The following is a 14066-nucleotide window of genomic DNA, read 5'->3' as shown; positions in this document are numbered from 1 at the left end:
ATTTTGAGTACTATGCGCGGTCTAGACGATTATGTGAGCGGCAGCCTGCGCATCTTGGCTTCGAGTACCGTCATGTTATGGAATCCGCGGCGCTTATTTCGCTCTGTTCCACGGAAGATGACCATGTCGATCTTGTGCTTCTTGCAGAGTTCGCATCGACAGTGATTCCAAGGGCGGTCGACAAGAGTGTCCCTGTAGTCGTCAACCTTCTTCAGCTTCTTGGCGTCACCGATGAGAGATTGATAGGCGCGCAAGGCATCCATGACCTCCTGCACTTCAAAGTTCTCGTCGGCCTCATACTGGCGCAGCAATTTAAGGCATTCACGTTCGGCCTTAATTGCTGCCGACTGCGACACTATGCCCGCCAAGATCAACCGCTTCAGGGTAGGATTCCCGTCGACCTGGGGAACTCTGACGGCCAGGTATGAGCGGTCGGCGGTGTGGTAGTTGTTTCGGTCGTCCATGAAAGCTTGCCGGAATGCTGATGTGCTGTCGAAGCTAGTGACGTGATACTTGACGAAGCGTTCCATGCTGTCGACACGGGTGATTCCAAGAAGATGGAACCCAACGCCGCTCTTGCGAACTTCAGCGATTTCCTCGAGGCAAGCAAGGATTTCCGGCGTCTTCAGCGGAACCATGCCACCCAAGGCGATCCGCTTGTAGCCCATTTTCTGGAGTTGGACGACACTATCCGCATAGCTGGCCGGGCTCCACCCCTGCGCCGCGCCAACCGGTTCCAACTGCTGCTTCCTGCCAGTGGCCAGGCGATTGTGACTCTTGGTCGCCTCGATGAACTTTTCTGCCAAGTCGAGCGAAATCTCACGACGCTTTACCCATGCCGGATCAACGTCCTTGTCAGGGGCATCAGGCCGATAACCGAAGATCACATGGTCGATACTGATTCCTGAGTCGAATCGGCACTCCGTGTAGTAGTGGAGAACGTCCTCAATTCTGTACGGGGGGTACTCTTCATTGATGTAGTTGAAGGCTCCGCAGTCACCGAGGCTTTCCATCGCGTCAGGTAGCCCGAAAAAGGTCTTCACTCCGTCTCGGTAGAGTCGATCCCTCTGAGGGGCGCTGTACTTCCCGGCTCCCTTAACTGACCCATCCACGATGGCCTTACTGACCAGTATCCCGTCATAGGGCGCAGGCTTTACTGCCTGATGGGCATACAGGTCGTCCCTCTGGCGAACTCGCTCATCCGGGTACTCATCATTGATGAAGTCGTACCTGGGGTAAATCTGATCTTGACTATCGGGGAAGTAGAACTTCACGAAGCACCCATCCTCGAATCGCGATAAACGCGAATCAGAAAGTTTGACAGGATACTGATATGGCGGGGAGTGTTCTGCAACTCATTCCAAGGGGTGTTGAGTTCAGGCCAGCGCCCCTTGGTCCAGTGACAGTGTGGCTTGATGAGCGCCAATTCCGCCATGACCCTGTCTCCGATATCCGGCGAGTCGATATCGGCATCAAACAGCACTCGCTCCATGACCCGGTCCATGAGGCGGCCCAGCGACCTGATTCCGACACCATGCATAAGGCGACTCTTCGCCGGCGGGAGTCCCCAAGCTTCGGGGAAGGTTTCCTTCACGGCAGTCCAGTAGACGACAAGGATCTTTCGGATGGTTGTGGTGTCGGTGGTTCCGTTGGATAGGTTCTTGTACGAGAAGAGGACACCGGAAGGTGACAACGATTCAGTGATCGCGGTGATAAGGCTGTTGTCCTTGACGACGGTGTCGGTCTTCTTGTCAGGCGTGGTTGACGCCTGCTTGACGAGCCCCCTAAAAGGTGAATCGCTGTCCTGGTTGAGCGCGTTGACCAGGATGGCAGGAAGTTTTCGGGCGGAAAGCCTCGTCGGCAGTTGGGTATTTACTTCCGGGAGGAGTTCGGATACCAAATTGCTGGGAAGCGGCGACACCGTGTTGACACGCAGGAACTGATCACGCTGAATATCAAGATCTTCGGCAACAAATCCTGCCACCGCGATTGGGAGCTTGGATCGCCGAGTGAGTGCAAGGGCAAGGCTTCGCTGCTGGCCATCAACAATCAAAGCTGGGCGTGGCGCGTCCCGCGACTCCGGTAGCGGAATCTCAAGGGTGCCGATGGTTGCCAGCCCATCACTAGGATTGGGTCCGCGACTTCCTTTGAACCGAACCGTGGTGGGAAGGGCAAGGATGAGCCCATTCGGGAACAGAACATTCTCGCCGTCAAGATATTCCAAGATTTGCTTAACGTGCTGCTTCTTTTCGGGACGCTGGTAGCCAAAGAGTTTTCCAGCTTCGTCACGGGAGATCCGTGCAACATCTGCGACGAGATCGACTTCTCCCGCTTCGAGTGCAAAGAGATACAGAGGAATATTGGGGTTTTGCTCAATACGTAGGGCTCTGCGCTTAATAACGTTCTCTGTCACCGTTCCCCCACAGTTCGGATGTACAGGTTGGCGAACCTGCTCTGCTCGCACGCTTTGCCGTCATCGCGTAGAGCGCGCAGGAGTCGCGTTCGCGAGATGCCTGAATGTGACGCGCGCTCGCGCTTGATGAATTCGATGACATCTTCGTCGGACATCGGCTTCCGGTTGTACCGCTCAGGCTCAGCCACGCCTGACGCCCATTGCTGCCACGAGCCACTGGTGGCAGCCGAGGTCAGTCTGTTGTCCTCGCAGTGCTCAAGCCACGAGGCGGCCATGCGTACGTTCAAGCTCGTCAAAGTGCCGCCCAGTGAGCTGCGCAGTCCCGCGTTGGAAGCGACCCGTTGGATGCCAGGAATCTCGGCGACACCACCAACCAGCAGTACCTCGCCACCGACTCTGGCCAGGGCGCCTAGCTCAGCCTCCATCGCGTTTGCGTAGACCTCGGACAGGACCGTGAGGACGGGACCGCGTCGCCCCAGTTCCTCCAAGGTCGCGCGGCCAGCTCCCTCCTGAAGGTGACCCCACCACTGGGCACTGTCCCCCGTGGAGGTGACAACCGAGTCGGCGTGTCGCGTACTAAAGGTCGCCGCGTAGGCAGGCGCCGACGCCGATACTGGCTGGAGCCCGAGGCCGGCCGACGCCACCCACAGTTGCGCCTCGAATCCGGCCTTTGCGGCAGCTACAGCTAGCCGACGGGACTGTGTCCAGTGATCGCCTCGGTAGAGCTCAGCTAGAGGGTGCGTGGTCGGGGCTGCCTCGACACGCCCTCGCCACGCTACGGAGCGTTCCTTGACGCTCCCGGCTGGTAGCGCCCGCGCTTGCAGCGTGGCCTCTGGAGCCGCGGCCTTGCGGTCCGTGCAAGTGACCACCAGCGATAGTTGCCTCACGCAGCTCGACTCCCGACAGCCTTAACTAGGAACTTATTGCGGTTACTCTACCTGTCACTTTTGGCGCTAGGGTGCACCAGTACACACAGTGCTAACTAGGGAGCAAGGCATGGGACGTCCCGCGATCGTTCTACTGAGTGGTGGCCTGGACTCGACGACGGTGCTCGCTATCGCCAAGGACCAGGGCTACACGCCGTACGCGCTGAGCTTCCGGTACGGCCAGCGGCACAGCGTGGAACTGGAAGCCGCCAAGCGTGTGGCCGAGACTCAGGGCGTAGCCCGTCATGTCATCGCAGACATCGACCTGCGAGTTTTCGGCGGTTCCGCCCTTACTGCTGAGATCGACGTCCCGAAGCACGACTCGCTCGAGGACGCCAGCAACAGTGACGCAGACAGCAGCGTGCCCATCACCTACGTGCCGGCACGCAACACGATCTTCCTATCGTTCGCCTTGGCCTACGCCGAGACTGTTGGTGCGAGCGACATCTTCACCGGCGTGACCGCCGTTGACTACAGCGGGTACCCCGACTGCCGTCCGGAGTACATGGACGCTTACGCCAAGATGGCGAACCTTGCGACCAGGGCGGGCCTCGAAGGAACCCAGGAGCTCAAGCTCCATTCCCCCCTCATTGCGATGTCCAAGGGCGACATCGTTCGCGAGGGCCTGCGCCTGGGCGTGGACTACTCCCAGACCTCCAGTTGCTACGACCCGGATGAGCAGGGCCTGGCGTGCGGCCATTGCGAGACTTGCCTGCTCCGTTTGAAGGGCTTCGCCGAAGCCGGCATCACTGACCCTGTCCAGTACCAAGGCGCCTGAGAATGACCTATCTGGTCAAAGAGATCTTCTACACCTTGCAAGGCGAAGGGAGCCATGCGGGCCGCCCCGCTGTCTTCTGCCGCTTCTCCCGGTGCAACCTATGGACAGGCCTTGAGAAGGATCGCCACCGTGCGATCTGCCAGTTCTGCGATACCGATTTCGTTGGAACCGACGGCGAAGGCGGCGGCCGATTCACGTCTCCCGACGACCTCGCCCGAGCAGTCGAACAGGCGTGGCCCTCGACCTCCACAGACCACCGCTTTGTGGTGTGCACCGGAGGCGAGCCGCTCCTGCAGCTCGATGAGGCAGCAATCGAAGCTCTACATGCCCGGGGCTTCGAGGTCGCGGTGGAGACGAATGGCACCCGCGTGCCGCCCGCAGGCATCGACTGGCTCTGCGTCAGTCCCAAGATCGGTTCTGATCTGGTCGTTACGAAGGGAGACGAACTGAAGTTCGTCTACCCGCAGCTGGGCGCAGACCCTGGCCAGTTCGAGCATCTGGACTTCCAATTTTTCCGGCTTCAGCCCATGGACGGCCCTGACGCACAAGCCAACACCCGGGCGACTGTCGAGTACTGCATGAAGAACCCGCGCTGGATCCTCTCTCTCCAGACGCACAAGTATCTGGGAATTCAGTAATGGAAATCTTCCGTGAGTTCACGTTCGAAGCCGCGCACCGCCTGCCCAAGGTTCCGGAGGGCCATAAGTGTGCGCGCCTGCACGGCCACTCCTACAAGGTCATCGTCCACGTAGAGGCCCCCGTAGACCCTGAGGCCGGTTGGGTCATGGACTTCGGCGACGTCAAGCGGGCCTTTCAGCCGCTCGAAGCTCAACTCGACCACTATTACCTCAACGAGATCGAGGGCCTTGAGAACCCCACCAGCGAGGTTCTCGCACGCTGGCTCTGGGGTCGGCTGCAGCCGACCCTGCCGGCACTCTCAGCTCTCACGGTCCGCGAAACGTGCACGTCCGGTTGCACCTATCGGGGCGAGTGAACATGCACGACATCCAGAATGAGGTTGACGCTCGCGGCATCGAGATCGACCAAGTCGGTATCAGTGGCCTGCGCTACCCCGTGTACTTCGAGGACGGTCACCTCCGTCAAGAGGGCATCGCGGACGTCGAGGTGACGGTGCGGCTCCAGCACGATCGCCGGGGCACGCACATGAGCCGCATGGTCGCTCTCACACACGAGCACCTTCAGAGGTTCGACCCCCGGAATCTGCCGCACATCCTCAAGATAGGCGCAGACCTCCTCGACGCCCCTGCGCTCACGGTCACTGTCGCTATGCCCGTCAGTACGACTGTCGTCGCACCAGCCAGCGGCGCTGAGTCGCGGCAGGTGCACGACGTTCGCGTCGAAGGACGCTGGGACAACGGCGCCACAACGGTGATCACATCGGTTACCAGCGACGTCACAAGCCTCTGCCCGTGCTCGAAGGCCATCTCTGAGTACGGCGCCCACAACCAGCGCAGTCGTGTCACCCTCGCCGTAACCGGTCACGGGGACACGCCTTACCCGCTGCCGGTGTATGACGCGGTGCACCTCTTGGAGCGATGCGCCTCCGCTCCCGTGGTGCCCTTGGTTAAGCGACCCGACGAGCGTGTCCTGACTATGCAGGCGTACGACCACCCCGTATTCGTCGAAGACATGGCCCGTGATCTCAGCCTGGTCTGTCGTGACCGGGGACTGGTTCATTCGGTGAGCATCCGGAACCTCGAGAGCATCCACAGCCACGACGCCGTCGCCCACATTGCCGGATAGCCCAATAGCCGCTGTCTGAGTCTCGCCCACGACGAGCGGACTCGATACAACTGGCTGAGCCCAGGCCGAGCGCGCCACGCGCTGGGCCTGGGCCTTCGTGCACCTTGCAATGAAGCAGGAGGCGACTACCGGTGACCCATGACTTGCCGTGTCGTAGTGGGTGGCCCTCCGTGATAGCAAGGGATGTTGGCCGTCATGGCGGAGAGGCATCGGAAGTTCGCCGCGGAGTTTCGTGAGGGGGCAGGGCGGTACGCATCGTGACGGTGCTCTAGTCCGCGCTGTGGATTCGGTAGGCTTACCGTATGTCTGCTGCCCCGGTTCGTGTTCGTTTCGCCCCGTCTCCGACTGGCATGTTTCATGTCGGCGGGGCGCGGTCCGCTCTCTACAACTGGGCGGTGGCGCGACAGTCCGGCGGCACGTTCGTACTGCGGATCGAGGACACCGACGCGGCGCGGAACAAGCCTGAGTGGATCGAGGGCATCATCAGCGCCCTCTCCGCGATCGGCATCAATGACTCCGACGCCGCGTTCGAGGGCCCGTACTTCCAGTCTCAGAACGCCGACCGTCACCGCGAGGCCGGTCTTCAGCTGTTCACGTCCGGGCGCGCGTACTACTGCGACTGCACCCGTGAGCAGGTCACGGAGCGGACGGGCTCGCAACAACTCGGGTACGACGGGTTCTGCCGGGACCGGGGGCTGGCGTATGAGGCGGGCCGGGCGATGCGGTTCCGGACTCCGGACGAGGGCGAGACCGTGGTCGTCGACCTGATCCGCGGGGAGCCAGCGTTCCCGAACAGTGCGATCGAGGACTTCGTGATCGCCCGCGGGGACGGCTCTCCGGTCTTTCTTATCGCCAACGTCGTCGACGACCTGGACGAGGGAATCACCCAGGTCATCCGGGGTGAGGAGCACCTGTCGAACACGCCAAAGCAGCAGCTGCTGTGGGAGGCGCTGGGCGCGAAGCCTCCGGTGTGGGCGCATCTGCCGGTGATCGTGAACGAGAAGCGGCAGAAGCTGTCCAAGCGCCGGGACAAGGTGGCGCTGGAGGACTACCTCGCCGAGGGCTACCTGTCTGAGGCGATGGTCAACTACCTGATGCTTCTCGGTTGGGGCCCTGGAGGCGATCAGGAGATCCTGCCGTACGAGGAGCTGGAGCGGCTGTTCCGCATTGAGGATGTGAACGGGTCCTCTGCGTTCTTCGACGTGAAGAAGCTGGCGGCGTTCAACGGCGAGTACATCCGGGCGCTGGACCCGGAGGCGTTCGCGGCGGCGTGTGCTCCGTGGCTGGTGGCTCCGTACGCGCCGTGGAAGCCCGAGGCGTTCGACCAGGCCGTCTTCGAGACGGTGGCGCCGCTGGCGCAGACGCGGGTGGCAGTTCTGTCCGAGATCACGCCGAACGTGGACTTCCTGTTCCTGGACGAGCCGGTCTTCGACGCGACGTCGTGGGCCAAGGCCATGAAGGGGGACGCCGCCGAGGTATTGCGCGACGCCCGTACCGATCTGGCCGCCGCTCCCTGGAATGCGGGCGACCTCAAGGCTGTCCTGGAGGCCGTCGGCGCCAGGCACGGGCTGAAGCTCGGCAAAGCTCAGGCTCCGATCCGGGTTGCGGTTACCGGCCGCACCATCGGCCTGCCGCTGTTCGAGTCCATGGAGCTGCTCGGCCGTGACCGCGTGCTGGCTCGGCTGGATGCTGCTACTGAGCGACTGGCCGCTCAGTAGCAGCCGGTCTCAGGCGATCTTGGCCAGCAGGCCTCCCCAGGCGGCGGCGAAGTAGCCGGGGTCGAACTTGGCGAGGGCTTCGTACGCCTCCTTCATCTCCGTCCGCGGTACGGCGGCCCGCTCGTAGATCTGCTCGCGAAGGCGAGCAAGATCAGGGGCGGGCTGTCCGGTGAGGGTGGCGAGGTCGCCGAGGCCAGCGATGGGGCGGATCAGGCAAGGCAGGCCGGCCAGGAGGGCCTCGGCCGCGCATCGGCTCCAGCCTTCTTGCATCTGCGGGGCGAACACTCCGACGTCGCAGGCTCTCAGCAGTCGGAGGTAGGGCTCGCGCGGCAGGTCGTAGTGGGTTCCGGTGAAGCCGACGGTGTTATGGCCTGTGGCGATCACCCGCAGGTCTGGATCTCCGGCCAAGGCAGCGGCGACGGCCTCGGTGCCCTTCCAGTGGACAGCCTTGCCGGTGTAGACGGCGATGGTGTCCGGTGCCAGGTCGAACTCTGCCCGGCACTCGTCACGGTCGAGGGTGCGGGCCCAGTCGATCTCGGTGAGGTCGAAGGCGTTGTAAATGACCTCCGTGGCGTGGACGCCGTGGGCGCGAAGGAAGCCGGCCCAGTACGGGGCGACGCACACCACTGCTGCGCACTGCGGCAGGACGGCGAACAACCGTTGCCAGAGCATCGCTTCGATGGGAGCGGAGTCGTGCTGGAGCGGTTCGTAGTGGTGCAGAACGAAGATCGTGCGGGCTCGCATGGCCGGGGTGAACAGCAGCAGGCTGAGGTCGTCCCATACGAAGGTGCCAGCGCTGTGCTCCATGGCGCGAATGCCGGGAGCGAGACGAGCGAGGTGGCGTACTTTGCGCCAGCGGCGGGTGCGGTAGGTGCGCTTGTAGTCGGGGATGGTTCGCCATTCGACCTGTTCGGCGGTGGTCTCGTGAAGCATCCGCAGGTAGGCCCGGCCTCCGGTGCGACCTATCGGCTCCATGGAGTGCACCACCGGCTTCATATTCGTGCCTCCTGGCCGCCGCGCTGGAGCCGTTCGTATTCGGTGTGGAGCAGGGTGCACGCCGATTCCAGATGTGTGTTGAAGGGGCGGGCGGCCTTGGCGAGGGGGAGATAGAAGTCGGCCAGGGTGGAGACGAACTTCTGGCGACGACCGGGGTAAGGGGACTGCTGCAGGTCACGCAGGTTGTGGATGCGGTCGGCGAAGCGCACCAGCAGCCCGGCGGGCTCAAGACCTGCGGTCTTGGATCGCCAGGCTCCCTCGTCCCCGGGCTGTTTGACCCGCATCTCCAGGCGGTGTGCAGGGGTCATCGCGCGCAGCCGTTCGGCGAAGGCCTCGCCCATTTGTGCGGCCAACAGCGGCCCCGAGTCGGGCGAGACTTCCAGGGCATCGTGTAGCAGGCCGAGGATGAGCGTGTCGGGATCGGTGACGGCGAGCTCGTCTCGCAGGACGGTGACGACGGCAAGGGGATGCTCCAGGTAGGGGGTTCCCTGGTCGCGGGTGTGACCGGCGTAGATAGTCAGGGCGAGGGCCGAAGCTTGACGACCGCGGGACCTATGCGGCTCATCCCATGTGGTGGCGTTCAAGGTGTCCACGATGGTGCTGAGGCTGTGCGTGGTCATGAGACTGGCCTCTCACCCGCGCTGTTCAGCGGGCCATTGGGGGTATTGGCGATGTGGTCGGCGAGGAGAAGGGTGTCGCCGACAGCGAGAGCGTCGAGCCGGAGATCAGCCGCCGCGTGCATGGCCTGCTCAGCGGTCCGCAGGATCGGGGTGCCCTTGAGGTTGAACGAGGTGTTGAGGAGCAGAGGCAGGTCGGTGCGGCGGTGGAAGTCCTCCAGCAGGCGGCGCATGCCCTGGTGGTGGGCCTCGACGACTTGCAGGCGGGCCGTCCCGTCGTGGTGGACTACCGCGCTCATCTGTCCGGCTCGGTCGGGCCGGACTTTGACGACGCGGTTCATGAATGGATCGCCGTCTCCGTCGAACCAGTCGGCGGCGTGTTCGGCGAGTACGGCCGGGGCGAAGGGTCGGTAGGCTGCTCGCTGCTTGAGGGCGTTGAGCCGTTCGCGGGTGCTGGTGTCGCCAGGGTGCGCCAGGATCGAACGATGGCCCAAGGCGCGCGGTCCGAACTCCATCGGCCCTTGGACCCATCCGACGATGTGGCGGTCAGCGAGCAGAGCAGCCACGGTTGGTTCGAGGCGTTCACCCAGGTGTGAGATGGCCTGGTACCCGGCGGGCAGGCCGGTGGTAGGAAATCGCCCGGGTTCCGGGCCCCAGCCGGCGTCGATGGGGACCGCCAGTCGGGGTTGGCCGAGCTGGTAGTTCCAGGCGTACAGGGCGGCTCCGAGCGCGGTGCCGGCGTCATGTGGGGCGGGGGCGACAAACAGCGTCTCGAATCCGGCGTCGGCGGCCAGGTGACCGTTCAGGTGGGAGTTCAACGCGCATCCGCCGGAGAAGACCAGGGTGCTCGCGCCGGTGAGCCGTTGCAGATGGCGGGCGACGTGGGTGACGGCGCCTGCGAAGACCTCTTGGACGGCGGCGGCCAAGTCAGCTCGTTCGGTCAGTGTGGCATCGGCGGCGCTGTCGGCGGTCCAGGCGCGGTCGCCGATGACGAGCGGGGTAGTGGTGTCCGCCGAGCCCAGTGGGTGCGGGATCCGGACCTCGCCGTCAGCGTCCATGCGAACGAGGGAGCGGACGTCGTCGCGATGGCGTCCGGGGTCACCGAACGCGGCCAGCGCCATCAAGCTGCCTTCGGGCTCATCGCCCGGCGGGATGATTCTCATAGCGAGGTTGCGGTAGAAGTGGCCGAGCGAGGGGTGCACGCGGCGCGGACCGGTGGGGCCCGGGGCAACGGTCGGCATGGCCTGGTGGATTCGGTCGACGCGGTCGGGGCGAAGGTCGTAGCCGGTAATGCGTTCCCGGCTTGGGCCGAAGTCGGCGCCGAGGGAGGATCCGCCCGCGTCGATGACCAGTCCGGCTGCGTGGTGATGCCCCGAGAGCAGGTACCCGGCCATGATGTGCGCGGTGTGGTGGGAGATCAGCCGCAGACGGTCACCGAGCGGCGCAGGGAGTAGTGCGGCGAGTTCTTCGCGCTCTTCGCCCAGCCACCATCCGGCGGCCGGGGCGGGGCGCATGGATGCGGTCCAGACGGCGTCGATGTCGGCTGGGGTGATGCCGGCGGCATCCAGGCACCAGGCGAGGGAGTGGGTGGGGTTGGTGAGAACCCCTTTGTGGGTGTGCCGATGGTGCTTGATGCCGCTCCATCGTTCCTCTTCGGCTGCGTAGAGGCGACCGTCGACGATTAATGCGGCGGATGTGTCGTGGTGGAAGTTCAGGCCGAGGACTGCGGGCACGAGCAAGCACCTCCGGGCGGGGAATCGTGGGTCAGGCAGCGGTGGCAGGTTCCGGGACACGCAGCGGGATCACGGGCGAGCCGGAGTCGGTGTATTCGTGGCACTTGCCGCAGAAGCGGTAGTGCGCGCAGCGCGGTGCGAAGACCTTGGCTGCGAAGTCGGAGTCGTAGATGTTGAACTCGCTGTCGTCCTTGGCCATCGCGTTGAAGCAGCGGTAGCAGGAGCCGTCGAGTTCGACCATGAGGTGCTGGTCGAGGTAGCGGGCGCATAGACCGCCCAGGTCGTTCGGGGGCTGGCCGACGTCGATGTGGTGGACGTGGTTGGTGACGTGGATGGCCCCGTAGGCAGCGCAGAGGTCCGCGAGCTGGGAGAGCCGGTGGTCGCTGATCCCTTCCAGGACGCTGTTGACCACGACGGTTTTGCCCGCGGCCCGCAGGATTGGGACGGTGGCGTGGACCTGCTCGTAGTTGCCATGTTCGTCGTCGCAGCCGATGAGGACCTGGTCGTAGCACTCCAGCGTGGTGTCCATCAGGCGGTGGTTGCGGGCGAGGGTGATGGCGTTGGTGCCCAGCACCATGACCTTGTCGGGGAGCCGGGTGCGGGCCAGGCGGCTGAGTTCGGGAAAGGCGCGGTGGACGGTGGGTTCGCCGCCGTTGATGTGCAGTTGCTGGAACGGGATCGTGTCCAGACGGTCCAGGACCGTGGAGAACATCTCCTGAGGCATGTTCTCGCCCTGGGCGCCGTCGGCGAAGATGCAGAAGTCGCAGGAACGGTTGCACTTCGTCGTGATCTTGATCTTGGCGGTCTTCAGGATCCGGGATCGGGCGGCTCCGGTGGGCATGGTCGTACTCCTTGGGTCACGAGAGGTGGTGCGTCATGCGGCGTGTGCGCTGAGGAAGTCCTCCACCAGCGCGTGATGGCGCGCCCACTGGGTGAGGGCGTCGCGTAGGACGGCGGCAGTAGTGGGGCCGGCGGGCAAGATGTCGGCCATGCGGGCAGCGAGACTCTGCTCGGGAGTGCTCCCGTCGGAGGCCAGGGAGCGCAGGACCTCGGTGGCGGCACGTAGTTCCTTGGCCTCGCGGGTGATGAGGTATCCGGTGATGGCGCCGCGTGGCGGGTCGAGGTAGTACAACCAGCGGGCGACACGGACGCGGAGCATCCCGGCGGTCATCGTCCAGGCCATGGCGCGTGAGCCCTCGGCCTCTTCGAATTCGGCACCGTCGGCTGGGGCGGGGACCTGGTGCATAGCTGCGTCCAGAGCGATGTGCGCGGCGCGTAGAAGATCCCGTATCGCAGGGATGCGGCCTGTCTCGTACGGCAGGCCGCTGCCTGCGTGGCGGAGGAACATCTCGGCGTGCCGCTCCAGTCCGGCGGGGTGCCACTGGGTGAGGGCGGCGGACTTTCCCGGGCAGCGGGTGCGGGTCGCCAGCGATGCAGCAGCGAACCAGCAGGGGGCGAGGTAGTGCCAGGCCACGCAGTGCCGGCGGTATCCGGGCAGGTCTTCGCTGACGTTGTCGACGCTGTCGGCGGCCAATTGATACCGGCCATTGAGGCGGGAGTCGAGGATGCCCCGGTAGAAGCGTTCGTCCTGGCGAGTCCACGGGACCATCTGGGCGTGGGACTTCCACCGTTGGAGTGTGGGTTCGTGGCCGTGGATCAGGCTCCAGGTAGCCAACTCAGGTGGTGAGATGCGGCGCTGATGAACCTCGGCCAGGGTGAAGGCGAAGCCAGGCGGGTGCTCCAGCAGCCGCCGGTTGCGGGGCTCGCGGATGACGGCGTCGGCGTGGGCGGCCGCCAGGTGATGGTTCCACTCCCGCCAGTCCGCGGGGGCTGACTCCAGGAGGACGCGGACATCCAGGTCGGAGTGCGGGGCGCGCAAATCAGCGCGCTGCCACTTGTGTGTGAGCATCGCCGCGTTAATGCCGTGGCGGGCGAGCGCCCGCTCGTACTGTGCGCCCAGCACCTCGTACAACGGCAGCGTCGTGGTCGGAGCGGGGGTCACTGCTCTTCTCCGCCCGAGGGGCGCCGGGCGCATGACGGGGAGCCGGTTCCGGTGGTGACCATGGGCAGCAGGGGGAGGACGGGGGCGCCTTCGGGTCGTTCCATTCGGTCCCAGCGCAGGTCGTAGTCGACGTAGTGAAAGCCCTGCCATGCCTCGTTGCCGTTGCGCTCCAGCATGGCGCGGAACAGGTGCTCGAAGGCGTCGGGGAGCGTGCCGTCGGCCAGGTGCGTCTTGAGGGGGATGTCGCGGTTGTGGAGGATGCATGGCCGGGCGATCCCGCTAGGGGTGATCTTGATGCGGTTGGCGTCTGAGCAGGTCGCGCAGCTGGAGTTGGAAATGAACCCGATCGATCCGGCCCAGCCGGTCGGCTGGAGATAGCGGCCGGGGCTGCGGACACCAAGTTCCTCACGGGTGACTTCTCCCGCGTCAGCGAACCAGTCGTCCAGCCGTGTACGGACTTCTGCCTCGGGGATGAACTCCGTGTCGAACATGGCCTGGGCCGGGCCGATGTTCTGCAGCTCGATGAGGCGGACTGCGACGGGCAGGTGCCTGGCGAGCTCTGCGACGCCCAGGGCGTCTTCCAGGTAGGTGCGCTGGAGGACGCAGTTGATCTTTACTTTCAGCCCTCGGGCGAGGGCCTCGTCGATCGTGGCGCGGGTCTTGTGGGGATCGCCGCCACCCATGATGACCGCTGATCGGGTCGGGTCGAGGCTGTGCAGGCTGACGTTCAGGTAGGTGAGTCCGGCCTGGTGGAATTGTTCGACGCTCAGTCCGCGGCGGAGATTGCCGTGGCTGGTCATGCCGATCGAGGCGCCGGTACCGAGGCCGTCCGCGAGGGCGGTGATGACATCGAGGATGTCGGCGCGCAGGGTGGGCTCGCCGCCGGAGCAGTGGGCCTTCTTCACATTCCAGGCACCTGCCTCGGCGGCGATGGCAGCGTAGTTGGCGGCGGTCAGGGGCCGTTCCTTGTGGCCGTAGTCGGGCATGCAGCTGGGCTTGCAGAAGACGCAGTCCAGGTTGCAGAGCGAATTGAGGGTGAGCGCGAGATAGGGGTGGTTGCGGCCGGTGGCGGTGAAGGCCGTGATCAGGTCCTGGTGGCCGGTGGCGAGCATCGGTCAG

Annotated in this window: 14 protein-coding genes; 5 read left to right on the top strand and 9 right to left on the bottom strand. The window is 64.4% G+C overall.

Going from position 1 to position 14066, the window contains the following annotated elements; genetic code table 11:
* Positions 1-29: 29 nt before the first annotated feature.
* From dpdA to O3W51_RS31750, 3 genes are read right to left on the bottom strand one after another with little or no spacing between them, the layout of a single operon-like run.
* Complete coding sequence (gene dpdA / locus O3W51_RS31760; protein ID WP_269287891.1) at positions 30-1274, bottom strand: tRNA-guanine transglycosylase DpdA; 1245 nt, start codon at positions 1272-1274, stop codon at positions 30-32.
* Positions 1271-2413: a DGQHR domain-containing protein DpdB gene (gene dbpB / locus O3W51_RS31755; protein WP_269287890.1), complete on the bottom strand. Its 1143-nt coding sequence runs from the start codon at positions 2411-2413 to the stop codon at positions 1271-1273. The genes dpdA and dbpB overlap by 4 nt, the downstream gene beginning before the upstream one ends.
* A complete protein-coding gene (locus tag O3W51_RS31750; protein ID WP_269287889.1) occupies positions 2410-2838 on the bottom strand; it encodes a hypothetical protein in 429 nt (142 codons plus the stop codon). Before O3W51_RS31750 ends, dbpB begins: the two co-directional genes overlap by 4 nt.
* Positions 2839-3409: 571 nt before the next feature.
* Here O3W51_RS31750 and queC point away from each other — a divergent pair.
* The 5 genes from queC (at position 3410) to gltX (ending at position 7599) form a co-directional block, all read left to right on the top strand.
* A complete protein-coding gene (gene queC / locus O3W51_RS31745) occupies positions 3410-4117 on the top strand; it encodes a 7-cyano-7-deazaguanine synthase QueC (RefSeq protein ID WP_269287887.1) in 708 nt (235 codons plus the stop codon).
* Positions 4118-4119: 2 nt separating this feature from the next.
* A complete protein-coding gene (gene queE, locus O3W51_RS31740) occupies positions 4120-4755 on the top strand; it encodes a 7-carboxy-7-deazaguanine synthase (RefSeq protein WP_269287886.1) in 636 nt (211 codons plus the stop codon).
* Positions 4755-5111: a 6-carboxytetrahydropterin synthase QueD gene (gene queD / locus O3W51_RS31735; protein ID WP_269287885.1), complete on the top strand. Its 357-nt coding sequence runs from the start codon at positions 4755-4757 to the stop codon at positions 5109-5111. The genes queE and queD overlap by 1 nt, the downstream gene beginning before the upstream one ends.
* Before the next feature lie 2 nt (positions 5112-5113).
* Positions 5114-5881 carry a GTP cyclohydrolase I FolE2 gene (locus tag O3W51_RS31730; protein WP_269287883.1) on the top strand — a complete coding sequence of 256 codons (768 nt, stop codon included), beginning with the start codon at positions 5114-5116 and terminating at the stop codon, positions 5879-5881.
* Positions 5882-6231: 350 nt separating this feature from the next.
* Positions 6232-7599, top strand: a complete 1368-nt coding sequence (gene gltX / locus O3W51_RS31725; RefSeq protein WP_269287882.1) for a glutamate--tRNA ligase — start codon at positions 6232-6234, stop codon at positions 7597-7599.
* A gap of 9 nt (positions 7600-7608) precedes the next feature.
* Here the strand turns inward: gltX and O3W51_RS31720 are convergent, their stop codons facing one another.
* Genes O3W51_RS31720 through O3W51_RS31695 form a run of 6 tightly spaced genes read right to left on the bottom strand, consistent with a single transcriptional unit; the run spans position 7609 to position 14059 of the window.
* Positions 7609-8595: a glycosyltransferase gene (locus tag O3W51_RS31720; RefSeq protein WP_269287881.1), complete on the bottom strand. Its 987-nt coding sequence runs from the start codon at positions 8593-8595 to the stop codon at positions 7609-7611.
* Positions 8592-9215 (bottom strand): HD domain-containing protein, encoded by a 624-nt coding sequence (locus O3W51_RS31715; protein WP_269287880.1) that lies wholly within the window; start codon positions 9213-9215, stop codon positions 8592-8594. Before O3W51_RS31715 ends, O3W51_RS31720 begins: the two co-directional genes overlap by 4 nt.
* Positions 9212-10945 (bottom strand): carbamoyltransferase C-terminal domain-containing protein, encoded by a 1734-nt coding sequence (locus tag O3W51_RS31710; protein WP_269287878.1) that lies wholly within the window; start codon positions 10943-10945, stop codon positions 9212-9214. Before O3W51_RS31710 ends, O3W51_RS31715 begins: the two co-directional genes overlap by 4 nt.
* Before the next feature lie 31 nt (positions 10946-10976).
* Entirely contained in the window at positions 10977-11786 is an 810-nt protein-coding gene (locus tag O3W51_RS31705) for a radical SAM protein (protein WP_269287876.1), read from the bottom strand.
* Between the two features lie 33 nt (positions 11787-11819).
* Positions 11820-12947: a hypothetical protein gene (locus O3W51_RS31700; RefSeq protein WP_269287874.1), complete on the bottom strand. Its 1128-nt coding sequence runs from the start codon at positions 12945-12947 to the stop codon at positions 11820-11822.
* Positions 12944-14059, bottom strand: coding sequence for a radical SAM protein (locus O3W51_RS31695; protein ID WP_269287873.1), 1116 nt, complete (start codon positions 14057-14059; stop codon positions 12944-12946). The genes O3W51_RS31700 and O3W51_RS31695 overlap by 4 nt, the downstream gene beginning before the upstream one ends.
* Between the last annotated feature and the right edge of the window lie 7 nt (positions 14060-14066).

Origin of the sequence: Streptomyces sp. H39-C1 (assembly GCF_027158125.1) — a bacterium.
Taxonomy (GTDB): Bacteria; Actinomycetota; Actinomycetes; order Streptomycetales; family Streptomycetaceae; genus Actinacidiphila; species Actinacidiphila fildesensis.
Note: the sequence above shows the minus strand (reverse complement) of the source record. Positions and strands in the feature narration are given on the sequence as shown.